Annotated in this window: 18 protein-coding genes; 8 read left to right on the top strand and 10 right to left on the bottom strand. The window is 66.8% G+C overall.

Annotated elements, in window-relative coordinates; genetic code table 11:
* Nucleotides 1-1,020 carry a J domain-containing protein gene (locus GEV01_RS23010; RefSeq protein WP_152807833.1) on the bottom strand — a complete coding sequence of 340 codons (1,020 nt, stop codon included), beginning with the start codon at nucleotides 1,018-1,020 and terminating at the stop codon, nucleotides 1-3.
* 115 nt (nucleotides 1,021-1,135) lie between these two features.
* The gene (locus GEV01_RS23005) at nucleotides 1,136-2,287 is read right to left on the bottom strand and encodes a class I SAM-dependent methyltransferase (RefSeq protein WP_152807832.1); all 1,152 of its coding nucleotides are present in this window, start codon (nucleotides 2,285-2,287) and stop codon (nucleotides 1,136-1,138) included.
* A gap of 57 nt (nucleotides 2,288-2,344) precedes the next feature.
* Here GEV01_RS23005 and GEV01_RS23000 point away from each other — a divergent pair, with 57 nt between their 5' ends.
* The 5 genes from GEV01_RS23000 to GEV01_RS22980 are packed head-to-tail and all read left to right on the top strand — an operon-like array spanning nucleotide 2,345 to nucleotide 6,280.
* A complete protein-coding gene (locus tag GEV01_RS23000) occupies nucleotides 2,345-3,124 on the top strand; it encodes an SDR family oxidoreductase (RefSeq protein WP_152807831.1) in 780 nt (259 codons plus the stop codon).
* A gap of 37 nt (nucleotides 3,125-3,161) precedes the next feature.
* Entirely contained in the window at nucleotides 3,162-3,560 is a 399-nt protein-coding gene (locus tag GEV01_RS22995; RefSeq protein ID WP_070359386.1) for a dihydroneopterin aldolase, read from the top strand.
* Complete coding sequence (ttcA, locus tag GEV01_RS22990) at nucleotides 3,557-4,492, top strand: tRNA 2-thiocytidine(32) synthetase TtcA (protein ID WP_152807830.1); 936 nt, start codon at nucleotides 3,557-3,559, stop codon at nucleotides 4,490-4,492. The genes GEV01_RS22995 and ttcA overlap by 4 nt, the downstream gene beginning before the upstream one ends.
* A gap of 10 nt (nucleotides 4,493-4,502) precedes the next feature.
* Complete coding sequence (locus tag GEV01_RS22985) at nucleotides 4,503-5,582, top strand: sensor histidine kinase (RefSeq protein ID WP_152807829.1); 1,080 nt, start codon at nucleotides 4,503-4,505, stop codon at nucleotides 5,580-5,582.
* Nucleotides 5,570-6,280, top strand: a complete 711-nt coding sequence (locus GEV01_RS22980; protein WP_152807828.1) for a LytR/AlgR family response regulator transcription factor — start codon at nucleotides 5,570-5,572, stop codon at nucleotides 6,278-6,280. The genes GEV01_RS22985 and GEV01_RS22980 overlap by 13 nt, the downstream gene beginning before the upstream one ends.
* Here the strand turns inward: GEV01_RS22980 and GEV01_RS22975 are convergent.
* Nucleotides 6,267-9,899, bottom strand: coding sequence for a M1 family aminopeptidase (locus tag GEV01_RS22975; RefSeq protein WP_152807827.1), 3,633 nt, complete (start codon nucleotides 9,897-9,899; stop codon nucleotides 6,267-6,269). The two genes, GEV01_RS22980 and GEV01_RS22975, sit on opposite strands and share 14 nt — an antisense overlap.
* A gap of 10 nt (nucleotides 9,900-9,909) precedes the next feature.
* Nucleotides 9,910-10,776: an ABC transporter ATP-binding protein gene (locus tag GEV01_RS22970; RefSeq protein WP_152807826.1), complete on the bottom strand. Its 867-nt coding sequence runs from the start codon at nucleotides 10,774-10,776 to the stop codon at nucleotides 9,910-9,912.
* Nucleotides 10,777-10,969: 193 nt separating this feature from the next.
* Between GEV01_RS22970 and GEV01_RS22965 the strand changes: the two genes are divergently transcribed.
* A complete protein-coding gene (locus GEV01_RS22965) occupies nucleotides 10,970-11,311 on the top strand; it encodes a hypothetical protein (RefSeq protein ID WP_152807825.1) in 342 nt (113 codons plus the stop codon).
* On the opposite strand, the gene GEV01_RS22960 is transcribed toward GEV01_RS22965, so the two are convergent.
* The 3 genes from GEV01_RS22960 to GEV01_RS22950 all read right to left on the bottom strand — a co-directional run bounded on the left by GEV01_RS22960 (nucleotide 11,308) and on the right by GEV01_RS22950 (nucleotide 15,697).
* A complete protein-coding gene (locus GEV01_RS22960) occupies nucleotides 11,308-13,077 on the bottom strand; it encodes a M14 family metallopeptidase (RefSeq protein WP_152807824.1) in 1,770 nt (589 codons plus the stop codon). The two genes, GEV01_RS22965 and GEV01_RS22960, sit on opposite strands and share 4 nt — an antisense overlap.
* Nucleotides 13,078-13,170: 93 nt before the next feature.
* Nucleotides 13,171-14,727 (bottom strand): S41 family peptidase, encoded by a 1,557-nt coding sequence (locus GEV01_RS22955; RefSeq protein WP_152807823.1) that lies wholly within the window; start codon nucleotides 14,725-14,727, stop codon nucleotides 13,171-13,173.
* Between the two features lie 58 nt (nucleotides 14,728-14,785).
* Nucleotides 14,786-15,697 carry a LysR family transcriptional regulator gene (locus tag GEV01_RS22950; protein WP_152807822.1) on the bottom strand — a complete coding sequence of 304 codons (912 nt, stop codon included), beginning with the start codon at nucleotides 15,695-15,697 and terminating at the stop codon, nucleotides 14,786-14,788.
* 104 nt (nucleotides 15,698-15,801) lie between these two features.
* Between GEV01_RS22950 and GEV01_RS22945 the strand changes: the two genes are divergently transcribed.
* Entirely contained in the window at nucleotides 15,802-17,028 is a 1,227-nt protein-coding gene (locus tag GEV01_RS22945) for an MFS transporter (protein WP_152807821.1), read from the top strand.
* Here GEV01_RS22945 and GEV01_RS22940 read toward each other — a convergent pair.
* Entirely contained in the window at nucleotides 17,025-17,849 is an 825-nt protein-coding gene (locus GEV01_RS22940) for an AraC family transcriptional regulator (RefSeq protein ID WP_152807820.1), read from the bottom strand. The genes GEV01_RS22945 and GEV01_RS22940 overlap by 4 nt on opposite strands.
* 77 nt (nucleotides 17,850-17,926) lie before the next feature.
* Here GEV01_RS22940 and GEV01_RS22935 point away from each other — a divergent pair, with 77 nt between their 5' ends.
* Nucleotides 17,927-18,187 (top strand): hypothetical protein, encoded by a 261-nt coding sequence (locus tag GEV01_RS22935; protein WP_152807819.1) that lies wholly within the window; start codon nucleotides 17,927-17,929, stop codon nucleotides 18,185-18,187.
* Here the strand turns inward: GEV01_RS22935 and GEV01_RS22930 are convergent.
* The gene (locus GEV01_RS22930; protein ID WP_152807818.1) at nucleotides 18,184-20,880 is read right to left on the bottom strand and encodes a TonB-dependent receptor domain-containing protein; all 2,697 of its coding nucleotides are present in this window, start codon (nucleotides 20,878-20,880) and stop codon (nucleotides 18,184-18,186) included. The two genes, GEV01_RS22935 and GEV01_RS22930, sit on opposite strands and share 4 nt — an antisense overlap.
* Nucleotides 20,881-20,982: 102 nt before the next feature.
* Nucleotides 20,983-24,681 carry a M48 family metallopeptidase gene (locus tag GEV01_RS22925; RefSeq protein WP_217428477.1) on the bottom strand — a complete coding sequence of 1,233 codons (3,699 nt, stop codon included), beginning with the start codon at nucleotides 24,679-24,681 and terminating at the stop codon, nucleotides 20,983-20,985.
* Nucleotides 24,682-24,778 lie beyond the last annotated feature (97 nt).

Here is a 24,778-nt window from a genome sequence, read left to right as displayed (position 1 = left end):
TTAGTTGTTGACCGGCGCGGCCGGCGTGGCCGTGCTGGCCGCCGCCGTGCGGCTGGCCGGCGCGCAACCGCTCTGGTTGGCGCCCACGTCCAGGTTCTGGTAGCGGATTTCGTATTTGCCGTTGGAGAGCTTGTCGACCACCAGCTTGTCGTGCGCCTGCACATAGGCGTAGCGCACGTTCGAATGGCGCTCCGTATCGTAGATCTTGATGAACACCGCCGACGCGTTGCCGGCGTTGTCGAGCATCAGCTGCATATCGTCGCCCCGGTTGCCGACCGGGAAGCCGGTCATGTAACCGGACTGCGTCGGCCACGGCTCGCCGTTGGGCGCCACCAGGGTCTGGGTCTCGCTCTCGCAATCGGCGGCCGCATTCGGCAGGATCACCTGCGACAGCGCCTGCACCCGGATCGGCGCCGGCCGGCTGCCATTCGCTTCGGGATAGTAAGGCTGGGTAGAGGCCCAGGCTTCGCGCATCTCGGCCTTGGGATCGCGCGCGGCGACACGCTGCACCGCGCGGCTGGCGCCGTCATCCACCTTGCCGCCCCAGGCCGAGGCCAGCGCGGACGATAGCAGGTGCGGTTCGGACACCATGGCCACGCCGCCCACCCAGCCCACCAGCAGGCTGGCCGCCAGGCCGCCCCACCACTTCCATGCGGCGGGCCGGCGCGGACGCGGGCTTTCGTCGACAGGTTCCGGGCTCCAGGCCCGGTCCGGCGCATCGTGGCGGTGCTTGTCGGCGCCGCGGTGGCCGTGGCCGTCCTCGTGGCGGGTGCTCTCCAGCCACTCGATCTCCCACTCCTCGGCGGCGATCCACTCGTCGTGCTCCTTGCGGCGCTGGGCGTCGGACAGAGTATCGTAGGCGCTGTTGAGAATGGCCATGATGCGCGCAGCCTTCTCATCCCCCGGATTTTTGTCCGGATGGTATTTTTGACTCAGCGCCTTGTAGGCGGCACGTATGACCTCCTGCGGCGCCATGCGCGACACCTTCAGGTTGTCATAGTGTGTGTGTATCTTTGCCATCGTTCCAATAATTGTCCAGCGAGCGCGCGTCATTCATCATAGCCGATCTGGCGCGGCAAAACTCAGCGATCAAGCAAGGAATCACCTTGCTATTCCGACCATTGTGACATTCAGTCTACAGGCGGTGGCTGCGGTCGTGGGCGGTGATGGCGTCCGGCAAGACTACGTTCTTGCCGATAACCAGCACCTTGAACAATTCGCCCATCTCCGCCGGCGACAGCAGCTTTTGCAGCGCCTTGGCCTGCGGCAGATAGCGCATCGCGTCGGACGGGTCGGTGCGCAGCAGCAGGTCGCCGGCGCCGGCGCCGATCAGGAAGCCGGCCTGGTTCAGATAGGCCAGCACCTCGGCGCCCGCCTCCTGCGCCGCCAGCGCCATCGCCGTGAAATCGACGTGGGCCGTGATGTCCTGCAGGCCCGGGTAGTAGAACGGGTCCGGATGCGAGTGATGGCGGTAGTGGCACATCAGCGTGCCGGTGGCGCGCTGGCCCAGGTAGTACTCATGCGCCGGGAAGCCGTAGTCGAACAGGAAAGCGGCGTTGGCGCGGCCGTTGCGCAGCATGCGCGCCAGCGTGGCCATGAAGCCGCAGGCCACGCCGTGTACTTCGGTCACGTAGCCGACCGGCAGGCTGTCGTGCTCCGGAATCTGCAGCGCGATCTGCGCCAGCAGCTCGGGGCCGGCCGGCGCTTCGAGATAATCGAAGCGGCCGTCGCGCACCGTCACCTGCAATTCCTGCCAGCCTTCCGGGTGGCGGGTGATCAGGTGGACCGGCATCGCATCGAGCACCTCGTTGCCGACCACCACGCCGTCGAAGGCGTCGGGGAATTCATCGAGCCACACCACCTGCGGGAAATCGCGCAGCTTTTCCTGCTGGCGCGCGCGCAGCTCGCCGGACAGCTCGACGATGAAATAGCGCTCGATCGCCACGCCGGCGACGGCCATCTCGGTCAGGATGTCGAAGGCCAGCTTGCCGGTGCCGGCGCCGAATTCGAGGATCTGCGGCGCGCTTTGGGCGATAATAGCGGCTGCGGCCTGTGCCACCGCCGAGCCGAACAGCGGCGTGAGCTCCGGTGCGGTTGTAAAATCGCCATCTTTGCCCAGTTTGGCGGAGCCGCCGCTGTAGTAGCCCAGATCGGGGGCGTACAGGGCCAGTTCCATATAGCGGGCGAAGGAGATGGCGCCGTCGTTGCGCGAGATTTCGGCGGCGATCAGGTGCGACAGGGCGTGGGACGCGGCCAGCGCGTCGCTTGAAGGTACAGGTAGGGACATAACCGGCATTGTAGCGAATCGGCACGCCGGGCCGCCATTTTCACACTCAGACAGCACATGACAGCACAGCACAATCCATCCACAGCCCCCGTCGCCCTGGTCACCGGCGCGGGCCGCCGCATCGGCCGCGCCATCGCGCTCGGCCTGGCGCGCGCCGGCTGGGACGTGGCGGTGCACTACCGCGCGTCCGAAGCCGAGGCACGCGAAGTGGCCGCCGCCATCGAGGCGCTGGGCCGCCGCGCCGTCGCCCTGCGCTGCGACCTGGCCGACGAAGCAGCCGTGCGCGCCCTGCTGCCGCAGGCGGTGGCCGCGCTGGGCGCTGTGCGCTGCGTGGTCAACAACGCCTCGCTGTTCGACTACGACAGCGCCGCCGACTTCACCGCCGCCCGCCTCGACGCCCACATGCGCGCCAACGTCGCCGCGCCGGTGATCCTGGCGCAGGCGCTGCACGCGGCCCTGGGTGCGGGCGAACAAGGCGTGGTAATCAACCTGCTCGACCAAAAACTGTACAATCTCAATCCTGATTTTTTGTCGTACACCCTGTCCAAGGCGGCGCTGCACACCGCCACCACGATGCTGGCGCAGCAGCTGGCGCCGGCGGTGCGGGTGGTCGGCATCGCGCCCGGCATCACCATGGTGTCCGGCGACCAGACCGACGCCGGTTTCGCCAACGCGCACCGGCAAACCCCGCTGGGCCGCTCCAGCACCCCGGAAGATATCGCCGACAGCGTGGTCTACGCTGCCACGGCACGCGCGCTGACCGGCACCACCCTGCTGGTCGACGGCGGCCAGCACCTGATGCCGCTGCCGCGCGACGTGATGTTTTTGGCGAAATGAGCTGGCCAAACGAATTCAATCTGAAGAAGGTAAAACTATGCTGTCCGCCCTGATACACCCGCAACTGAACGACTGCCGCCGCCTGTTCCTGCGCAACTACGAAGTGTTGATCAACATCGGCGTCTACGAGTTCGAGAAAAAGGGCGAGCAGCGCTTGCTGATCAACGTCGACCTGTACATCCCGCTGGCCGTCTCCACGCCGGTCAAGGACCAACTGGAAGAAGTGGTGGACTACGACTTCATGCGCGACACCATCGCCAAGCTGATGGCGCGCGGCCACGTGCATCTGCAGGAAAGCCTGTGCGACGACATCGTCAGCGCCATGCTGGAACACCCGCGCGTGCGCGCGGCCCGCGTATCGACCATGAAGCCGGACGTGTATCCGGACTGCGAAGGCGTGGGCGTGGAAGTATTCAAGATCAAGGGAAATGTATGAACGCAGTACTCGACAACGTAGCGGCCGCACCGGCCGCCGCCTCCACCAAGTCCGCCGAGAAGATCGCGCTGGAGAACAACAAGCTGCACAAGCGCCTGTGCCGCCTGGTGGGCCAGGCCATCGGCGATTTCAACATGATCGAAGACGGCGACAAGGTCATGGTCTGCCTGTCCGGCGGCAAGGACAGCTACGCGCTGCTCGACATCCTGATGACGCTGCGCGAACGCGCGCCGATCAACTTCGAGATCGTCGCCGTCAACCTGGACCAGAAGCAGCCCAACTTCCCCGACCACATCCTGCCGGCCTACCTGAAGGAACTGGGCATCCCCTTCCACATCGAGAACCAGGACACCTACAGCATCGTCAAGCGCCTGATCCCGGAAGGTAAAACCACCTGCTCGCTGTGCTCGCGCCTGCGCCGCGGCATCCTGTACCGCGTGGCCGATGAACTGGGCTGCAACAAGATCGCCCTGGGCCACCACCGCGACGACATCCTGGAGACCTTCTTCCTGAATATGTTCTTCGGCGGGAAGCTCAAGGGCATGCCGGCCAAGCTGGTGTCGGACGACGGCAAGCACATGGTGATCCGCCCGATGGCTTATGTGAAGGAAGAAGACACCGAGCGCTATGCCGAAGTCAAAGGCTTCCCCATCATCCCGTGCGACCTGTGCGGCTCGCAGGAGAACCTGCAGCGCAAGCAGATCAAGGGCTTGATGCGCGACTGGGAAAAGAAATTCCCCGGCCGTGTGGAGAACATCTTCTCGTCGCTGTCGACCGTGGTGCCGTCGCACCTGATGGACCGCGACCTGTTCGGCTTCAAGGACATCAAGGCCGACGGCCAGGCCAACCCGCTGGGCGACATCGCCTTCGACGAAGAGCCATGTTCGACGCCGACCACCGTGCCCGGCATCATCCCGCTGCAACAGGGCTGACCGCCACCGCATGCAGCCCGACACCCTGACCGGCAGCCGCCGCGACTACTGGCTTGCGCAATGCGCGGGCTGGGGCGCGCTGGCGGCGCTGGGTGTCTACTCCTCGTGGGGCAAGGGTTTTACGGTCTACGTGCTGTGGTTCTCGGTCGCCAAAATCTTCTGCGCGCTGACCGGGCTCGCGCTGTCGCACGGCTGGCGCGCCTGGCTGCGCCGTTCCCGCTGGCTGGAGCAGCCGCGCGGGCTGCCGCTGGCGCGCATCGCCGCCGGCCTGGCGGTGCTCAGCGCGGTGCAGACCGCGTCGGTGCTGCTGGCCGAGCTCCTGTTCCGCAATGGCGCCATCCTCAAGGACAACGACGAGGTGGCGGCCACGCTGGCCATCCTCGCCGTGCTGTGGTTCGCGCTGTTCGCGCTGTGGACCCTGCTCTACACGCTGGCGCTGTCGCGGCGCCGCGCCACGCAGCTGGAAATCGAAAAGCTGCAACTGGAAATCCACGTCAAGGACGCCGAACTGCGCGCCCTGCAGGCCCAGGTCAATCCCCACTTTTTCTTCAACAGCATGAACAGCATCCGCGCGCTGATGTTCCAGGACGTGCGGGCCGCCGCGCGTGCGATGGGCCAGTTGTCCGGCATGATGCGGCACAATCTGCAGGCCGGCATGGCGGACACCGTGCGGCTCGACGAGGAGCTGGCGGCGCTGCAAGCCTACCTGGGCATGGAGAAGCTGCGCTTTGAAGACCGCCTGCAATTGGCGCAGGATATCGCGCCCGGCCTGGAGGGCGTGATGCTGCCGCCCATGCTGCTGCAAACGCTGGTGGAGAACGCCATCAAGCACGGCGTCGAGCGCAGCGTCGCTCCCTGCCAGGTGCACATCACCGCACACCGCGAATCCGGCGGCGGCGCCGTGCTGCTGCGCGTCGCCAACCAAGGGCGGCTGGCGGCCGACAGTACCTCCACGCGTCTTGGCCTGGCCAATGCCGCCAAACGGCTGGTGCTGTTGTTCGGCCCCGGCGCCGGCTGCCTGCTGGCCGAGGAAGACGGCTGGGTCGTCGCCACCGTGACACTGCCCAAGGAGAATGCATGCGCGTCCTGATCATCGACGACGAACGGCTGGCCCGCGACGAATTGCGGCGCCTGCTGCTGGAACATCCACAGGTGGAAATCGTCGGCGAGGCCGCCAGCGTGCAGGAAGGCCTGCAGCAGATCGCGCGCCTGTCGCCGGAGTTGATTTTCCTCGATGTACAAATGCCCGACGGTAGCGGTTTCGATCTGCTGACGGCGCTGGAACAGCCGCCTCCCGCCGTGATCTTCACCACCGCCTACGACCGTTATGCGATCCGCGCCTTCGACGTCAGTGCGCTCGATTACCTACTCAAGCCCGTCGATCCGCCACGGTTGGCGCAGGCATTGCAAAAGCGCTTGCCAGCGCCCGTCGCCGCTGCGGCCGAACCACCGCCGCCGCCGGACGGCAAGGTATTCATCAAGGATGGAGAACGCTGCTGGTTCGTCGCGCTGGACGACATCGTGCTGTTCGAGTCGGAGGGCAATTACACCCGCGTGTATTTCGACCATCACCGCCCATTGCTGCTGCGTTCATTGTCGCAAATGGAGGCGCGGCTCGACGCCGCCAAATTCATGCGCGTCAGCCGCAGCCAGATCGTCAATCTCGCCTGCGTCACCGGCATCGCGCCGGCGCCGGCCGGCGGCATGGCGCTGACGCTGCAGGGCGACCTGAGGGTCGGCATGTCGCGCCGCCGCGCCATCCTGTTCAAACAACTCAATCGGCTGTGAGCTGCACCGGCTTGCGGTTGTCGGCCAGATTGCGGTCGATCAGCAGCTGGCGGGGATCGAGCGCCGCTTCGGCCGGCAACTGGTCGACCGTCACCGTCACGGTGGCCTCGCCCGCCCGCAGCTGATGCTTGCCGCGATAGAGCTCGCGCCGCGTTGAACCGCCTGCGTACACCGCCACCTCCACCGGTTCGTCATAGGCGCGCTGCGTCTCGCGGCCCTTGCCATCCGCTTCCAGTTTCGCCAGCCGCAGCTTCAGCGTCACATCCCAGCGGCCGTCCGCGCGGCGGCGCGCATCGGCCGCCACCATGCGGTTGTCGTACAGGACGATGCGCTCGAACAGATCGGTAATCAACTGCTGCTTGCCAGCCGGCGTTTCGGCGCGGATGAAGGCCAGCAGATCGCGGCTGGTCGCATACGGCGTGCTGCGGTAGCGGTGCCTGTCCAGGAAGGCCTTGAGCGCGCGGTTCAGCGCCGCCTCGCCGATTTCGTCGCGCAAGCGGTAGAACACCAGGCTGCCCTTGCGGTACTCGATGTAGGCCTGGTTCTCGCTGCGGTACAGCGGCCGCTCCTCGCCCAGTTCCTTGCCGCGGCCACTCAGGTAGGCGTCCAGGTCGAAGCGCAGGATATGGCGCACCTTGTCCGCGCCGAACTGCCGCTCCATCACCATCAACGCCGAGTACTCGGCCAGCGATTCGGTCAGCATGCCGCTGCCTTGCACATTGGCCGCGATCACCTGGTCGCCCCACCACTGGTGCGCCACTTCATGTGCGGTGACATAGAACACATGGTCCACGCCTTCCGGGTCGCGCAGGTCGCTAATGAAGCCCAGCGATTCCGAGAACGGCACCAGGCCGGGGAAGCTGCGCGCGTACTGCTGGTACAGCGGGAACTCGACGATGCGCAGCTGACGGTCAGGATAAGGGCCGAACTGCGCCGCGTAGTACTGCAAGGCCTGGCGCGCGCCGGCGGTCATGCTGTCGATGTTCCAGGCGTGCCGGGCGTCGTAATCCACTTCGATCGCCACGCCGTCCGCCTGCTCCTTGCGCACCTGCCAGCGGCCTGACTGGAAGGAGAAGAACGGCAGCACCGGGCGCTCCATCCGGTAGTGGAAATAGCGGCGGCCATCCCGTTCCCAGCTGCGCTGCAGCGTGCCCGGTGCGATCGCCGTCTGGTCGGCGCTGGTGGAAACTGTGGTGTCGAAGTCGACAAAGTCGGCGTCGATGCCCCATTGCTTCCAGTAGTTGCTGTAGCGGGCGCGCGGGTCGTCCAGGTCGGGCATGCCGTGCGGCTCGCCCAGGCCACGCAGGCGCCGTTCGCCGCGGTCTTCGATTTCCAGCGACGGGTTGTAGCCCAGGCGCGGGAAGTAGTTCTCGATGGTGAAGTAAGTGCCGTTCAGGTTCAAGCCATCGGGCTTGCCGCTGTTGGTAAAGCCATCGTGGCGCACATCGACGACGAAAGCGAGATCCAGCGCGGCGCCCGGCGCCAGCGCCGTTTTCAGCTTGATCGCTTTCACTCCGAAGCGTCGATCGTCGACGATCGCGCTGTAGGGCGGCAGGTTCGGGAAGCTGGTGGCGGCGGCGGTGTCGGTCTGCAGGCGCAGCGTGTCGATCGGCGTCGTGCCGCGATTCGTCAGGCGGTAGCTGCCGCGCATCGCCAGCCTGCGCTGCGCCGGATAGATGGCGACATCCGCCTTGATCGCCGTGATGCCGGGCTGCGGCAGTCCCTGGTACTGGCGATACAGCTTTTCGTAAGCGGCGCGATCGTCGAGCAGCTCGGCGCTGGATTGATAGCGGTTCAGCACATTGGTGTTGTAGTAGATCCAGCCTCCGGTGACTGCGAAGCCGGCCAGGCTGGCGGCCAGCGCCCAGCCGCCCACGCCACGCAGGCGGCCCGCTGCGCGCGACCAGCGCAGGCGCCAGCCGGCGGCGCGGGCGGGCTGCTGCAAGGCCTGCGCCACGATCAGCAGCGCCGCCGCGAACAGCGCCCAATACAGCGCGAACCAGAGCCAGCCCGCGACAAAGCCGCCGTAGCCGTTCAAGTCGGAGTACACCAGCTGCGGCAGCGCGGCGTAGCGGTACAGGCGGTGCTCCAGTCCCAGTGCACCCAGCAGCGGATCGAGCCAGACCAGCAGGATGGACAAGGCATAGCCGATGAACTTGTGATTGACCAGCACCTGTATCGCCAGCAAGGCCATCGCCAGCAGCACGAAGTAGCCGGCGTTGAGCAGCGACCCTTGCAGGTAAAGCAGCGGTTCCAATGGCGCGCCGCCTTTGACGACCTGCATCGCGATGGCGGCCAGCACGCCCGCGCCAAGGAAGACGGCGATCACGGCGACCAGCGCGCCGCACTTGGACAGCAACGGCAGCCAGCCTGGCGCCGGCAGCGCTTCGCTCAGGTCGGCGATTTTGGCCTGGCGGTCCTTGAAGACCAGCTCTCCGCTGTAGAACAGCAGCACGATGGACAGCACGAAGTTGATGCCATCGCTCAGTTCATCGAGCATCAGCCGCGTGAGCGGATACGGCACGCTGTCGAAGCGCATGCCACCGACGCTGACGTTGACGACGAAGTTGGCCAGCGCCAGCAACAGCATCACCAGGAAGGGCACGCTTCTCAGCACGCCGGCGGCGTCGAGCCGCAGCAGCGCCCAGAACTGCCACCACGCGGCAACTGCGCCGAAGCGCGGCGTCACGGGACGCCACGGTGCGCGCGCCGCAGACGAAGACGCCGATGCCGACGCCGAAGCGGTGGATGCGGCCGGGGCCTGCGGCGCAAGCCCGCGCACCATGCGCGCAAACCTTCCGTTCCAGCGCGCGGCAGTCCCGGCGCGCTGCGGCTTGAACAGCCGGATAGTGCCCGCCAACAGGGCCAGGGCAAGCGCCGACCATAGCAGGCGGTTAATCAGCAGCAGGCCGCTCATGGCGGGCAGCCTGGTATTCATTTCGGCGCCGCTGTAGTAGCGCGTTGCCTGCGACAGCGCCCGCACGCCAAAGGGATCGAGCAGCGCCGCCACGACGGCACCCGAGGGCCGGCTGGCCAGCAGCCCCGCCATCGCCCACAGCACGAAAAATCCGAGCACGCCGACATACACCATCAACATCGACCGCGCGGCGACCGCCAGCAGCATCAGCAGCGCCGCCACGAACAGCAGGTTGGGCACGATGAAGACCGCGAAGCTCCACAGGTAGGGCGCTGCCGACACAGGCCCCAGCCGCTCGGGATCGGCGCCGGAGGTGGCGGAACCCAGCACCATCGCCAGCACCACCAGCACGAACACCAGCAGGCAGGCCGCGTAGCCCGCCATGAAACGGCCGCCGAGGTAGTCGCGCTTGCGCATCGGCGTGGCGTACAGCAGGTCGGCAATGCCGGCGTCGCTGTCGCGCAGCACAGCGCCGGCGATGAACACAGCCACCAGGAACATGGCGATCATGCTCAACACGCCCAGCTGGTTGGCCACCACCACCGGCGCGTTCAGATGGACGTTGCCGATGCCGCCGCCCAGCCGGAAGCTGCTGCTGCCGGCGGTCAGGAAGGCCGCCGCCATCAGCGGCAAGGTCAGTACCCACAACAGCGGCTGGCGCAGCTGGTAGCGCAGATCGAAACGGAAAAATTCCTGCCACATCGCGTTCTCCTCAGGCGGCCCGCAGTTGCAGGAAGTAGACGTCTTCCAGGTCCGGCTCGACGCGGCGGAAGCCTTCGTCCGGCTGGCTGTCTGCGTACACATTGATCTGCGGCCGGCCGCCCACCAGGCGGCTCGACAGCACGGTGCAGCGCTGTTGGTATTCGGCCAGCTCGCCGTCGCTGACGCTGCGGCGCCAGACGCGGTCCCGCAGCGTGGCGATGGCCGCCTGCGGCGCGCCCTCGATCAGCACCCTGCCCTTGGCGATCATCGCCATGCGCGGGCACAGGTCGGTCACGTCCTCCACGATATGGGTCGACAGGATCACCACCACGTTCTCGCCGATGCGCGCCAGCAGGTTGAGGAAACGGTTGCGTTCATCGGGATCGAGGCCGGCGGTCGGCTCGTCGACGATCACCAGCTTGGGCGCCCCCAGCAAGGCCTGCGCGATGCCGAAGCGTTGCCGCATGCCGCCGGAGTAGCTGGCCACGGCGCGCTTGCGTGCCTCCCACAGATTGGTCAGCTGTAGCAGCGCCTCCACCGCCTCCTTGCGTTCGCCGCGATGGGTCAGGCCTTTCAATATGGCGAAGTGGTTCAGCAGCTCCAGCGCGCTAACCTTGGGATAGACGCCGAAGTCCTGCGGCAGGTAGCCGAGCTGGCGGCGCAGCGCGGCCTTGTCGGCGACGACATCGACGCCGTTGAAGTGGATGGTGCCGCTGTCGGCATCCTGCAAGGTGGCGATGGTGCGCATCAGCGAGGACTTGCCGGCGCCGTTGGGGCCCAGCAGGCCAAACAGGCCGGTGGGAATCTCCAGGCTGATATGGTCGATGGCGTGGACGCCGTTGTCGTAGGTTTTGTTCAGCTGTTTCAGCGATAGCATGGGCTCGGACTCCGGTGAGAGGATGAGCCAGCGTAGCGCCGCCCTCCGCTCACCGCCATCGCCGGCACACGAACGGCGCAAGCCGCTGGCCGAACGGTCGAAAACCGTGACGGGCGGCGCCGACATTCTTCTTCCCTCCACTAATGCAATTTACGCTATATTGCGTAAATAACCACTCACAGGGAAAACGACCATGAAAATCGACACCAAGGCACTTGGCGACGCCAGCGCGGCAGCCCTCGGCCAGCGCAAGAAAACCGACAGCGGCGCCGACTTCAAGGCGGCGCTGGAAGCGGCCAAGCAGCCGACCGCCGCGCAGGAGCTGGACTCCTACATGAAGAAATCGCCGGCGGAACGGATGATGGAAATGATCCTGAAAAGCCTGGGCGAGACGCCACAGTCGCTGGCGGCCAAGTCGCCGCAGGAGCAGGCCGCGATCATGGCCAAGGTGAACCAGATCATGAAGCAGAAGATGGAAGAAGCCACCGCCCAGCAATCGGGCAGTGGCAGCACCAGCGTCAATATCTCGGTTTAGTACTTCTGCGCCGTGCGCAGCACCGGATAGAGGTTGTAGCGCTCGTCCCACGAGGCGTGGCGGCGGGCGAAGAACTCCAGCCGCTTGGCGGGGCTCTTGTTGAACTCCGCGTCGCTGTCCAGTTTTTTCTGGAACTCGGCGCGCAGTGCCGGATCGGCTTCCAGCTGTTCGCGCGCCACGTCCTCCGCCACATACTCCTCCATGTACTCCTTGCGCTCGAAGGCGTTATTGAATTCGCCCCAGGCCAGCAACGAGTCGGCGCCACGCGGCTCCAGCATCGTCATCACCAGACGCGCCTTGGGCTGGGCGATCGGCACGAACAGCGAACCTTTCGCCACGCTGCGGCGCTCGCGGCCCCAGTCGCCTTCCACCGCCAGCGATTGATGGCCTTCAAACGACTGCGCGCCGAATTTGACCTTGGCCGCGCGGAAGCTCTCCACCTCGGCCGACATCTGGTCCGACGCCACCACCTTGAAGACGATGCCGTGCTGTTTCAGCTTGGCGCCGATGCGGGCCGCATCGGCCAGCGGCACCAGATAGCCGCCCTTGGGCGCGGCGATCTTCAGGTCCGGCACCACTTCGTCGCGCAGCGGCACGCTCCACATCTGCGGCTTGGTTTCGTCGTAGTGCGTCATCAGGCCGCCCGACACCTCCGAGTGGCTGCGCGTGTATTCGTAGCCGGGGAACTCGATGGTCTTGGCGTTGAAGGTGGTGCGGTAGCTGATCGGGAAATCGGCGCCGGCCATGGCGGCGGCGCGCACGTCGGCGTCCTGCGTCATCTTCTGCCATTCCTTGCCGTGCGCGGCGACCTGCGACAGCAGCGAGACGATGGTGTTGCGGGTGATGCGCACGCGGGTCGGGTAGTCCTTCCACGAGTGGGTTTCGACCAGCATCGCGAAGCGGTTACGCATCGGGAAGTAGCCGGTCGAGAAGCGCGCCGTCGACATGCTGTCGACGAAGCCGGAGGCCGGATCGTCGTCCGCCGCGAACGAGATGTAGTACGGCTTCGGATCGGAGCCCTGCGCTTTCAGGTCCGCGATCACCGACGATTGCAGCGCCAGGCCGGCCTGCTTGAGCTGCTCGTCGCCGCCGTGCACCGGCTCGACCTGGATCGACACGTCCGGCTGGAACTTGGCGCCGTCGGTCACGTGCAGGTCGATGTAGGCCAGCGGATCCCAGGCGTTCACCAGCGCCAGCATGGCCTGCATTTCCGGCGCGTCGGCTTTGACGTAGTCGCGATTGAGGTTGTAGTTCTGCGCCGTGGTGCGCCAGCCCATTTCCACCGGGCCGCGCTGGTTGGGGCGGTTCCATTTGCCGAAGCGCTCGTGGCCGTCGACGTTGAACACCGGGACGAACAACAGCACCTGCTTGTCCAGCGCGCCCGGCGCGGCCTTGTTCTCCAGCGCCTCGCGCAGCGCCAGGAAGCCGGCGTCCTTGCCGTCGATCTCGCCGGCGTGGATGCCGCCCTGCACCAGCAGCACCGGCACGCCGCGCTTCTTCGCCTGCTCTGCGGTCAGCGCGCCGGTGCGGCTGACGGCCAGCGCCAGCATCGGCCGGCCTTCCGGCGTGCGGCCGAACTCGAAGCAGCGCACCTGCTTCGGATAAGCCTTCTGGAAGCGCGCGCACAGGTCGACGACTTCGTCGTAGCGGCCGGTGTTCTGGAAGCCGGAGCGTTCGGCGATCGTGCTGAGGGGAGCGGCAACTGGCGCGGCGGCGGCCAGGGTAGAGGTGGCGGCAAAGGCAAGCAGAATGGCGGAACGTATCATGGACAGGCTTCCAGCAAGGGTTGAATGGCCGATGCCCGGCGGGAGCAACCCGCCGGCATCGGATACGCGGGAAATTATAGTCGGCTTGGCGCGTCAGCGTTCGCGGATCGAAATTTCTTTCACTTCCGGCCGCACCAGCTGCATGGCGCCGGCCTGCGTGCGGTTGCGCATCGGCGCGGCCGGACAGGCGCCGGTGGCGCGGTAACTGAGCGCGGTGGCCAGCAGGCTCTCGGCCGGGTCGCCCTGCGCGTGCGTCAGGTCGTCGCCCGCGCGGCAGGTCGGCGCGAAGCCGTCCGCGTAGTCGCCGAAGCCCTTGCTGTTCACGCCCTGGTATTCGATCGCGAAGTAGGTGGTGCCGCAGTTACTCGCGGGGAGGAAGGCATACGGCTTGCCGCAGGTCTCGCCGCCGATCAGCGTGACCTCGATATCGATCCCGCGCAGGCTGTTGATGACGGACTCGCTGGCCGAACAGGTGCCGGGCGTGGTCAGGATGGTGACGCGCTTGAGGCCCAGGTAAGGCAGCGGCGCACCCAGCGCGACCGGGTCCGGCGACTTGTATCCGCTGGCCGTGGTCTGGAACATCTGCGGCGGATCCTGCTTGGTCTTGTCGTTCGGGCGCAGCTGCTCGAACACCTTGCCGGCGGTCGGCCCCGGCCCGGCGATCATGTAGGCCAGTTCGCTGGCGATGGTCAGCAGGCCGCCGCCGTTGTAGCGCATGTCCAGCACCAGGTCGGAGACGCCGGCAGCCTTGAAGCTCGCCATGGCCTTCACCAGCAGTCCTTCGGCCACCGCATTGTGCTCGTTGAACTGCAGGTAGCCGACCTTGCCGCTGGCGGTGTCGAGCACCTTGGCGTTCTGCACCGGCGGCTTGGCCACCTGCTGCGACGTCACTTCGGCCGTGACCAGCGTGCCGGCGCGGCTCAGCACCAGCTGGTGGATTTCGCCGGCCTTGGCCGGGAACAGGCCGGCGTTGATCTTGGCCTGGCCCTCGGTGCTGCTGTCGCCGATGGCGACGCCGTCGACCGAGACCAGGCTGTCGCCGCGCTGCAGGCCGGCCAGCGCGGCCGGCGAATCCGGCGCCACCATGGTCAGCGTCCAGACGCGCGGCGCGGCCGGGTCGGTGTTGCGCACCCAGGTCTGGCCGTAGCCCATTTCAACGCCGCTGTTCGACAGCGCGATCCAGGCGTCGGTCGGATAGGTGAAGTGGAAGCGGTCCTTGGGCCGGCCCGAGGCGGTGATCACCGGCGTCTTCAGGGCGGCGAAGTAGTCCACCGCGCGCTTGTAGTCTTCCATCTTCAGGTTGGCCGGGATCTCCTTGTACCAGAGGTAGCTGGCGTCGAAGAAGGAGCGCATCCATTTCATTTCGTCGGTCAGCGTGCCCTGCACGTCGGACCAGACATTCGGGCGCGGCTTCTCGCAGTGCGAGGACAGCAGGTACCAATCGCCACTGCCGTCGATGGGCGGCGTCACGGGTGGCGTCGGCGGGATAACAGGCGGCACAGGCGGCAACGGCGGGTCAACCGGCTTGGGCGGCACTACCGGCTCAACCGGCGTGGGCGGAACGACCGCCGTCGGCGGCGCATCGCCGCCGCAGCCGCTCAGCAAAGGCAGCGACAGCGCGACGGCACAGGCAAGGGGAACGATTTTCATCGCGAAATTATATGCTGCCACAACGTCGGGGTATCAATTGAGCAATCTTTCTTACAATTTAGGTTTGCAGGTCGGGATCGGCCTGGAACACGCCGGCGATCCAGTCGGCGAACACCCGCAGCCGCGGCGACGCCATGCGGCCCTGCGGATACAGCAGCGAGATCGGCATCGGCGTCGGCGGCGTCGCGGCCAGCACCTCGACCAGCGCGCCGCTGGCCAAGTGCTGGCGCACCTGGTAGCGCGCCGCCTGGATCACGCCCATGCCATGCAGCGCGCAGATGATGTAGGCGTCCGGATCGGTGACGGCGATCGCGCCCGGCACATCCACCGTCACCACGCGGCCGTCGACCACGTACTCCCAATCGAAGGGACGGCCGGTGCGGCCGGAGAAATGCGTCACGCCGCGATGCGCGCGCAAATCGTCCGGGGCCTGCGGCACGCCGTACGCGGCCAGGTAGGACGGTGCGGCGCAGGTCAGAAAGCCCATATTGCCGATGCGCCGGCCGATCATGGCCGAATCCTGCAGCTCGCCCACGCGCAGCGAACAATCCAGGCCTTCGCGCGTCAGGTCCGCCACCCGCTCGTTCAGGCTGATGAACAGGTCGAGCTCCGGATACTCGCGGCAGAAAGCGGGGATATGCGGCATCACCACATGGCGGCCGACGGCGCCCGGCAGCTCCACCCGCAGCTTGCCCTGCGGCTTGCTGCGGCCATGGCCGCGGAAGGCGCCTTCCGCATCCTCCACCGCCTGCAGGATCTCCAGGCACTTCCTGAAATAGTCGGCGCCGTCGGGCGTGAGCGACAGCCGGCGCGTGGTCCGCTGCAGCAGCTGGGTGCCGAGAAAGGCTTCCAGCTTCTTGATGGTCGCCGTCAGCGCGGCGCGCGGCAGGTTCAGCGTTTCGGCGGCCCGCGTGTAGCTGTTGGCCTCGACGATGCGCACAAAGGTCTGCATGGCCTTCAGTCTGTCCATGATTGTTCATATAAAGTGAAAAGTATGGATGCATTATGCCCTGATTATCTTTGCCAGGTTTATGCCTAGAATTTGCGCATTCCCACTCTTCTCTGGAAACCATCATGAGCAATCCCGCACAAGACGACATCAGCCCCGGCATGGTGCTGCTGCTGGCCGCCGCGACCGGCCTGATCGTCGCCAACCTGTACTACGCGCAAACCCTGGTCGGTCCGATCAGCGCCGCCACCGGGCTGTCGCCGCAAGCGGCCGGCCTGATCGTCACGCTGACGCAGATCGGCTATACCCTCGGCCTGCTGTTCGTGGTGCCGCTGGGCGACCTGCTGGAAAACCGCCGCCTGATCGTCGGCGGCCTGCTGTTCACTTCCGCCATGCTGGTGCTGGCCGCGTTCAGCACCAGCGCGTGGATGTTTTTGACCGCCGCGCTGGGCATCGGCCTGGGATCGGTGGCGGCGCAGATCATCGTGCCGTTCGCCGCCCACCTGTCGAAGGAAGCCACGCGCGGCCACACGGTCGGCAAGGTGGTCAGCGGCCTGCTGCTGGGGATCATGCTGGCCCGTCCTGCCGCCAGCCTGATCGCCGACTGGAGCAACTGGCACGTGGTGTTCGGCGGCGCCGCCGTGGTGGTGCTGGCCGTGGCGCTGGTGCTGCGCGCCAAACTGCCGCTGCGCGCGCCGACCGCGAAGATCGCCTACCCGGCGCTGATGGCGTCCCTGTGGCACCTGTTCCTGCGCACGCCGCTGCTGCGCCGCCGCGCCGCCTATCACGCCGGCCTGTTCGGCGCCTTCAGCCTGTTCTGGACCGTCACCCCGCTGATGCTGGCCGGCCCGCAGTTCCACCTGTCGCAGACCGGCATCGCCATCTTCGCGCTGGTCGGCATGGCCGGCGCGGTGGCCTCGCCCATCGCCGGCCGCCTGGCCGACGCCGGCCACACGCTGATGGCCACCGCCGCCGCGCTGGCGCTGGGCGTGATCGGCTTCGCGCTGCCGATGGTGGCGCCGCAGCTTCCGGGGATGCGCAACGTCGCGCTGGCGATGCTGGTGATCGCATCGATCGTGCTGGACATGGGTGTGGCGGCCAACCTGGTGCTGGGCCAGCGCGCCATCTTCACGCTGGGCGCGGAGGTGCGCAGCCGCTTGAACGGCGTGTACTTCGCACTGTTCTTCGCCGGCGGCGCGCTCGGTTCGGCGCTGGGCGGCTGGATGTACGCCACCCACGGCTGGCACGCCGCGCTGCTGACCGGCATGGCCTTCCCCGCCCTGGCGCTGCTGTACTGGCTGACCGAGTATGCCGGCCACGCCTCGACGCTCAAGGCCGAGGTGAAAGTCTAAGGCAGCGCCAGCGCCGCCGCGTGGGAGGCGGCGAATCCGCCGGGCGCCACGCCCATCTCGCGGCGGAACATGGCGATGAAGGCGCTCAGGCTGTCGTAGCCCAGCTCCAGCGCGACGCTGGTGACGGCATGGCCGGCAGCCAGCAACTCCACCGCCCGCATCAGACGCGCGCGCTGGCGCCAGTCGGAGAAGGACAGGCCGGTCTCCGATACGAAATGCCGCGTCAGCGTGCGCGGCGCGATGGCGGCCCACTCGGCCCATTCGTTCAAGGAACGCGGATCGGCCGGATCGGCGGTCAGCGCCTGCGCGATCTTCAGCAGGCGGCGGTCGGTGGGCATGGTCAGCACCAGCTGCTCGCGCGGTGCGGCGGACAACTCGTCGAGGATCACCGCCGCGATGCGCTCCTGCGCCGGGGTCGGTGCGGACATCAAGCCTGCCGCCGGCCAGGCGCTGGCGCGCAGCACCGCCTCCCTCAGCAAACCCGACACCTGGAACACCTGCGGCTGCGCCGGCAGCGCCGCACAAGCGCCAGGCGCAAGGTAGACGCTCCACGCGCTCACCGGTCCATGCGCATCGAGGCCGTGCAGATGGTGCGGCGGTATCCAGATCGCATACCCGGGCGGCACCACCAGCCGCTCGCGCTCCGTGGTGATCGTCAGCAGTCCGCTCAAGGCGCCGATGGCCTGGCCGCGCGCGTGGCTGTGCGCAGCCGTCATCCGCAGATCGCCGGACGACAGCGCGGCGAACAGCAGCGGGCCGTCGCCGTCATCGGCGCGGGCGGGATCGATAACCGGGGGATGTTTGGCTTGCATGCGACACATTATGGCATTTTCACGCAAGCCAGGCCACCGCGCAGCCGTCAAGATGGAGTCCTCACCAACCCACAGGAGATTGCATCATGCGAGCACAAGACATACTGCCGGACCACGTCAACAGCGGCGAATTCAACGGCGTCACCGTCAGGAAGGGCACCGTCGGCGCCTTCCTCGCCAACGCCCGCACCTTGCAGGCGCAGGACAGCACGGAAAAAGCCCGCGACGAAGCGCGGGCCGACATCATCGATGCGGTGCCGGCGATGGCAGCACTGGGCATCTTCGAGGTATTCGAGATCAGCGATCCGGCGCTGCGCGAACTGGTCGCGCAGCGCCGGCCTGCTTAAGAACCGAAGTGGTAATTCAGCTCTACCCAGCCCTGGCGGCCGGTCGGGCTGTAATTACCCACCGGGTAGTACGGCCAGCCGCCGCTGGTGTCGGGCTTGACCTTGTTGAACAGGTTGTTGACCGCCACCGACAGCGTGGTGCGCTGGTTCAGGTTGTAGACGACACTGGCGTTGACCAGCGTGGTCGGCGACAGGAAGGCCGTGCCCGCCGAATTGGGCACCTTGCCGTAGCGCTGCAGGAACAGCGTGTTCGACCAGTCGCCCCGGTTCCAGGTCAGGCTGGCATTGAGCTTGTCGCGCCGGTCCGAGTTGTTCAGGTCATCCAGATCGTTGTTCAACGCATCGCCGGCGAACTGGCGCGACTTGGCGCTCAGCGTCTTCGAGTAGTTGGCCTTCGTGATCCACACGCCGTAAGCCTGCGTGCGCAGCACATATTTGGCGCTGACGTCGATGCCGCTGACGCTGGTGGACGCCGCGTTGATCGGATTGACATGGATCTCCTTGATCTCGCCCGGCTTGTTCAGCGCCGTCAGCGGATTGCGGATGATGCGGGCGATGGTGTCGACGCAGGTCGGCGAGGTCAGGTCGCCGCCGATGCGGCATTCCGCCTCGTCGCGCAGCAGCTTGTCGGCGCTCAGGTTCGTCACCAGATCGTCGATCTTGATGTTCCAGTAGTCCAGCGACACATCGAAGTTGGCGCTCGGCGACCACACCGCGCCCAGGCCCGACGAGCGGCCTTTTTCCGAACGCAGGTCGCGGCTGCCGGTCTGCACGTAGTCCGCGCCCGGCGACACGTTGGCGTAGTCGCAGGTGTCCAGCGGCTGGCCGGCCTTGGCGCAGCGGTAGTAGTCGGTGCTTGACGAGTAGTAGCCGGTGCCGCGCGCCTTGAAGATGTAGTTCATGTCCGGCGCGCGGAAACTGGTGGCGTGATTGGCGCGCAGCAGCAGCTGCGCGGCCGGGCGCCATTCGAGGCCGGCGTTGTAGGTCAGCTTGCCGTCGCTGCGACCCGCGAAGCTGTAGCGGTCGTAGCGGGCGGCCACGGTGGCATCCAGTTTCTCGACCAGCGGCACGCTGGCCTCCACACCCAGCGCATAGCGCTTGCGGGTGCCGGCCGTCACGTCGGACGGGACGACGGTATTGAAGTAGCCCTGGTTGATGCGCGGGTCGGGCGAGTTCGAGAAGCCCTGTTTGCCCAGCTCCGCCAGCGTCGCCAGCTTGACCGGTCCGGCCGGCAGATTGAACGCTTCGCCGTTGGCGCTCACGCCGAGCGTGTTGGTCCACGACTTGTCGTTGCTGACCGACTCGCCGGTGATGCCGTTGAATTCGGACGGCGTCAGGCGTTTCAGCAGGCGTGCCGGATCGGGCGCATAGATCGCCACGCCGTCCGCGTCCAGGCCCAGCTTCGGTCCCAGGAAGAAGCTGTCGATGTTGGCCAGCGCGCGCGGGGTGTGGCTCTCGCTCTTGTACAGCGACGCCGAGTAGGCCGCCTCGTACTGCCAGCTGCTGCCGGGGATCGTGCCCTTGACGCCGACCGACAGCGAGCTGGCCTGATCGTCCCAGCTGCGGTTGTAGCGCGACGCGCCGCCGATTTCCTCCGGCGAGATGTAGCGGCTCCACGCCTCGTAGGCCTTGCTGTTCTGGTTCCAGAAGTAGCCGTTGGCGGTCGACGCCGAGGTCCACGACGGGCCGCGCGTGTTGTTGGCGCTGCGGTTCTGGCCAAACAGCGCCTCGGCGAACAGCGTGGTGGTCGGCGACAGCTCGTAATTGGCGCTGCCGAACAGATTCTGGCTGCTGTTCTTGGTCTGGGTGGTCCAGTAGGTCGGTCCCACTTTCGGGCTGGCGCAGTAGCTGCCCGCCTTGGCCGTGTACTTGACGGTGCTGCCTTCGAACAGGTCGGCCAGGCCCGCGCAGGCATCGCCCGGATCGACGTATTTTCCGGTGCTGACGTTTTTGCGGCCCAGCACGGAGGAAGGCGCCACGCCGACCTTGCTGCTCATGAACTCGCGGTCGCGGCTCCACAGCGGATCGCGCTCCAGGAATTCGGCGCTGAACAGCGTATTGAGCTTGCCGAAGCTGTCGCCGCCGGTCAGCTGCAGGCGCTGGTCGCTGCCGCCGCCGCGCGAGGTGCCGCCGGCTTTGACGTTGACATCCAGGCCGGTGGTTTTTTTCTTCAGGATGATGTTGACCACGCCGGCGATCGCGTCGGAACCGTAGACCGCGGAGGCGCCGCCGCTGAGGATCTCGACGCGCTCGATCACGCTCGAAGGGATGTTGGCCAGGTTGGTGAAGTTGACCGTGCCTTCGTAGGCGATCGGGAAGTCCGCCAGACGGCGGCCGTTGAGCAGCACCAGCGTGTGATTGGGGCCCAGGCCGCGCAGGCTGATGGTGTTGGCCGACGGTGTGAAGGTGTTGCCGAAATCGGCGCCCTGGGTAAAGCCGCTGTTCTGCGTCAGGTTGCTGAGCGCATCGAACACGTTTTTGTAGCCTTGCTTGGTGATGTCCTCCCCCGTGATGACGGTGACGGCGGAAGGTCCTTCCAGGCTGGCGCGCGGAATGCGCGAGCCGGTGACGACGACGGCAGGCGGCGCAGCGGTAACTGCGGCCGCCTCCTGCGCCAGCGCGGAGCCAGCAGCCCCGCACAGCAGGGCGATAGCTCCCGCCGCCAGCGGCTTCAATTCAAATTTTGTTTTCATTGAGGTGATCCGGGGTAAGAAAGGGATGCCACCTTACCAAGCCACGGATCAAAGCTGAACGAATGATTTCTTCCTTGCTTATGCGGAGAATCGCGCTCCCGCTCACGCCTTGAAGTAAGGCCGCTCCGATGCAAACAGCACGCCGTTGGCGATACGCCGCCAGGATGCCGGCGCCTTCGGCCCGATCAGCGCAATGCCGGCGCAGTAGGCATAGGCGCGCACCTCCACCGGCAGCCCGGACAAGCGCTGCTCCGCCGCCTCAGGACTGCGGCCCTGCTGCAGCTGCTGCAGGAAGGCCAGCAACGGCGGATGGTAGACCGAAAAGACCGTGGTGCTGGTGTCCACGTAGGTCTTGATGTCGGCGCCGGTCTTCATCGCCAGCGCGACGTTGAGCAGCGCGGTGCCCGGATCGGTGCCACGGTCCAGCGGCAGGTTCAGCGCCCGCTTGATGGACTCGGCGTCGGCGCCATCGGATGCGGCTACCAGGCGCATCACGTGTGCTTCCAGCCATTCGTCGGACTTGGCGTTGGCCAGCGCGTCGTCGAGCCGCCCGGCCCGGAGATGCAGGTAGGCCCGGGACGGCGCGAAATAGAGTCCCGACTCCTGCTCCACATCGAGCAGCCATTTCAGCCGCGGCGAATCGGCGGCCAGCGCACTCAGATCGTCGCCCTGTCCGCGCAGGCGCAGCAAACGCGCCAGGTCCAGTGCGATCTCCGGCGCCATCTGCGGCAGTTTGGCGCGCGCCAGCTTCAGCGCCGGGATCGCGCTCAGCGGATCGCCGCTGCGCGCCATGACCGTCGAGGATGCGTAAGCCAGCCATGGATGATCGGGCCAGCGCGCGTAGGCAGCCAGCATCTGCCGGTCCGACTCGGGGCTATCCGGAGGACAGCGCAAGGCGAGGTATTTGAAATCGGCGTTGTCCGGATGTTGCGCGGAGCGGGCCAGATACGGTGCGCAGAATTCGGCCGAGCGCACGTCGCCGGCCAGTTCCTGCTGCGCGCGCAGCAGCACCAGATCGTCCGGCGCCAGCTTCAGGCGGGCCTCAAGGACCGCCGCGCTGCCGGTCAGTTTCAGCCACTCGACCGCGTACGGCAGCGCCATGTCGTCCCAGCGCGCGCGCAGCTGGATCAGGCGCTGGCGCTCACCCTCGTCGGCTAGCATCGCCAGCTGCTGCGCGGGCGGCAGCGCGCCGCCGCCGTCGAGCACACTGCGCGTGGTGGCGCCGCCCGAAGTCTTGACGCTGTCCGGCGCCTTCACGAAGAAGATGTGGGCGTGGCTCTCCAGCCAGCGCGGTGCACCCAGCAGCTGCACCGGAGACGCCACAGCCGTGCCATAGGAAACCGTCTGGATCGCCAGCGGCGCGGCAGCCGCGATGTTGTAGACGCCGTCGGCGCCGATATCGAGCGCCATGCCGAGGAAGGTTTCGATCGGCTCCCCCTGCGCGGTGCGCGCTTCGACCTGCAGCTGCTTCAACGGCGACACGCTGGTGTGCACCGACGTGAACGGCGCCAGCGTATGCGTGTGGCCGTCCACCTTGACGACCACCGTGCGGCCAAGGCCGTTGTACACATGGAGCGTCGCCTCGTCGTTGACCACCATGCCCAATCCCAGCACCGTGGCGACGATGCCGCCGGCCACCGCCAGCCGCGCCATGCCGGGCAGGATGCCGTCGGCACGCTGGAAGCGCGCCCACCATCCCAGGCGGGTCTGGCGCGGGCGCGTATCGCCGTGCAGATGGCGCGCATACTTCTCCGGCGCTTGCGACGGTTCGGGAGCGGCCTGCGGCACGGACTGCGCCCGCGCATGCCTGGCGACCAGCGCTTCCGTCACCAGCAGCTGCTCCAGCGCGGCGGCGCGCAAGCCGCCCAGGGCGCCGGCGAATTGCTGCACCCAGCCGTCGATGGCGGCAATCCAGTCGTTGATGTTCTCGTGCGAGGCCATCGGCAGCTTGAAATCGCCCAGCATCGCGCTCCAGCCGCCTTCCAGTTCAAGCCGTTCCGCCAGCTTCCGGTCGATCATCACGCTGTCCCGGCTTCGGTGGATGCGCTCCAACAGCGAGTGCAGGCGATTGGCTTCGTTGACCACCTGCGTCACTTCTTCCGATTTGGTTTTTCCGGTGGCCGTTACGACGGCGATGACGTTGCGCAGCAGCCCAAGCGCATCCCGTATATCGGCCTCGCCATGCTCGGCGTAGTGCACCAGCGCCAGCAGGCCGTCCAGGTATTCGCGCCAGCCGCCGCCCAATTGTGCGGCCGCGCCCTGGTGCCAACTGCGGCATAAAAAATCGTGCGCGCGCAGTCGGCCGTGCACCTCTTCCAGTTCAGCCTCCACCCGCTTCAGGGCGGCCGGCAGCTGCGACAGTTTGAACTCCTCGCCGCGCAGGCGCACCACGCCGTCCTTGGCGCTCATCACGCCGGCGATCAGCGCGCGCAGCTGCCCTGCTTCGCCGTCGAGCATGCGCTGGCGCTGCACCAGTTCCTTCAGCGTATCCGGGTAGAGCTGCGCCAGTTCGTCGACGGCGGCCGGATGCGAGGGATCGCGCAGCTGCCCGGCATTGCCCACGTGGCGCGTCAGTGCGCGGCCGAAGTAAATGCCGCAATAGCGCTGCTTGAAATGCTCGCGCCGGTATATCTTGCCCAGCCGGCGCAGCGATTCTTCCAGCTCCGGTGCCGGCTGCTCGGGATTGCCCATCAATTTGGCGGTCATCTGCTCGCGCAGCTGCTGCGGCGCTTCGAACAGCGACCAGGCGCTGGTGCCGTCGATGCGCGCCGCCACGTAGATGCGCTTGGCGTTCGCTTCGCGTTCATGGTTTTGCGGGTGGGTTTGCCACATGCGCGGCGGCTGCGCCAGCTCCGCCTTGAACACCCGGTGCTGCGCCGGATCGTCCTGCGGCAGCGGCGGCGCCGAGCCGTAGCTGTCGTCGTCGAGGATGTCGGCCATCCGTTGCAGCACGTGGGTCTGTACCGCGAACACGTCGCGCACCGGCTTGCCGTCGGACTTCTCGCTGAAGGAGAACTGCACGGCGCGGTCCCACGCATCGTCCGCCGCCTGCAGGCGGTGCAGCGCGTGCACCAGCGCATCGCTGCCGGTCAGGGAGACCGCCACCAGGTCGGCCTGCATTTCCATCTCGCGCGACAGCGCGCGCTGCATCACCACCACCGCGTGGAAGGCCGTCTCCACCAGCGAGCGTATCGACCAGATAATCAGCTGGATCACCGCGACGCCGGCCCGCACGCGGATATCGACATTGGCCAGGCCGGCCAGGAAATCGTCGATCTTGTCGCGCCGCGACACCAGGTGGCCGGTGATCTGCTGCGCCACGTAGACCCAGCGCCCGACCGCCATCGAGCGCTGGGCGAAGTGGCCGAATTCATGCGCCAGCACGGCGCGCAGTTCGCCCAGGTTCAGCACATTCACCAGCCCCAGGCCGATCTCCAGGTTCTTCTTGGAGGGGAAGATCAGGTTGAACAGCGACAGATCGTAGAACACTGCGGCATTGACCCGCTCCGACAGGAATACCTTGTGCGGCCGTGGCGCCCCGGCGGCGTCGGCCAGGTCGTACAGGAAGGCGAAGAGGCGCGGCTGCTGCTCGGCCGTCAATTCCAGCAGGCCGTCGAACTTGGCGCTCCGCACCGAGAAGATCGCCTTCACCATGAAGAACGCCAGGAACAGGGCGCAAGCCGCCATCAGGTAGCCGAGCAAGGCATTCTTGCCGGCGATGTCGGCCAGGAAGATCAAGCGGTAGCCGGTGTAGAGGAACCAGCCGGCCAGCGCGAAATACAGCAGCACGAAGACGCTCAAGCCGGCGACCGCGATCCGCGCGCTGTTCTTGTAGGACGACGAGGGCTGCGCCAGCGTGGCAATCAGCTCGGCAGACTGGTTGTGGTTGACGGCGTCG

The sequence above is a fragment of the Rugamonas rivuli genome, assembly GCF_009380165.1.
In the GTDB taxonomy this organism is placed as follows: Bacteria; Pseudomonadota; Gammaproteobacteria; order Burkholderiales; family Burkholderiaceae_D; genus Rugamonas; species Rugamonas rivuli.
The sequence above is the reverse complement of the archived record's forward strand: the minus strand, read 5'-3'. Positions and strand labels throughout refer to the sequence as shown.

Bases quoted from the DNA above. Each gene is read 5' to 3' on its own strand.
- GEV01_RS23010 (WP_152807833.1), bottom strand. From the start codon at position 1,020: ATGGCAAAGATACACACACACTATGACAACCTGAAGGTGTCGCGCATG.
- GEV01_RS23005 (WP_152807832.1), bottom strand. From the start codon at position 2,287: ATGTCCCTACCTGTACCTTCAAGCGACGCGCTGGCCGCGTCCCACGCC.
- GEV01_RS23000 (WP_152807831.1), top strand. From the start codon at position 2,345: ATGACAGCACAGCACAATCCATCCACAGCCCCCGTCGCCCTGGTCACC.
- GEV01_RS22995 (WP_070359386.1), top strand. From the start codon at position 3,162: ATGCTGTCCGCCCTGATACACCCGCAACTGAACGACTGCCGCCGCCTG.
- ttcA (WP_152807830.1), top strand. From the start codon at position 3,557: ATGAACGCAGTACTCGACAACGTAGCGGCCGCACCGGCCGCCGCCTCC.
- GEV01_RS22985 (WP_152807829.1), top strand. From the start codon at position 4,503: ATGCAGCCCGACACCCTGACCGGCAGCCGCCGCGACTACTGGCTTGCG.
- GEV01_RS22980 (WP_152807828.1), top strand. From the start codon at position 5,570: ATGCGCGTCCTGATCATCGACGACGAACGGCTGGCCCGCGACGAATTG.
- GEV01_RS22975 (WP_152807827.1), bottom strand. From the start codon at position 9,899: ATGTGGCAGGAATTTTTCCGTTTCGATCTGCGCTACCAGCTGCGCCAG.
- GEV01_RS22970 (WP_152807826.1), bottom strand. From the start codon at position 10,776: ATGCTATCGCTGAAACAGCTGAACAAAACCTACGACAACGGCGTCCAC.
- GEV01_RS22965 (WP_152807825.1), top strand. From the start codon at position 10,970: ATGAAAATCGACACCAAGGCACTTGGCGACGCCAGCGCGGCAGCCCTC.
- GEV01_RS22960 (WP_152807824.1), bottom strand. From the start codon at position 13,077: ATGATACGTTCCGCCATTCTGCTTGCCTTTGCCGCCACCTCTACCCTG.
- GEV01_RS22955 (WP_152807823.1), bottom strand. From the start codon at position 14,727: ATGAAAATCGTTCCCCTTGCCTGTGCCGTCGCGCTGTCGCTGCCTTTG.
- GEV01_RS22950 (WP_152807822.1), bottom strand. From the start codon at position 15,697: ATGGACAGACTGAAGGCCATGCAGACCTTTGTGCGCATCGTCGAGGCC.
- GEV01_RS22945 (WP_152807821.1), top strand. From the start codon at position 15,802: ATGAGCAATCCCGCACAAGACGACATCAGCCCCGGCATGGTGCTGCTG.
- GEV01_RS22940 (WP_152807820.1), bottom strand. From the start codon at position 17,849: ATGTGTCGCATGCAAGCCAAACATCCCCCGGTTATCGATCCCGCCCGC.
- GEV01_RS22935 (WP_152807819.1), top strand. From the start codon at position 17,927: ATGCGAGCACAAGACATACTGCCGGACCACGTCAACAGCGGCGAATTC.
- GEV01_RS22930 (WP_152807818.1), bottom strand. From the start codon at position 20,880: ATGAAAACAAAATTTGAATTGAAGCCGCTGGCGGCGGGAGCTATCGCC.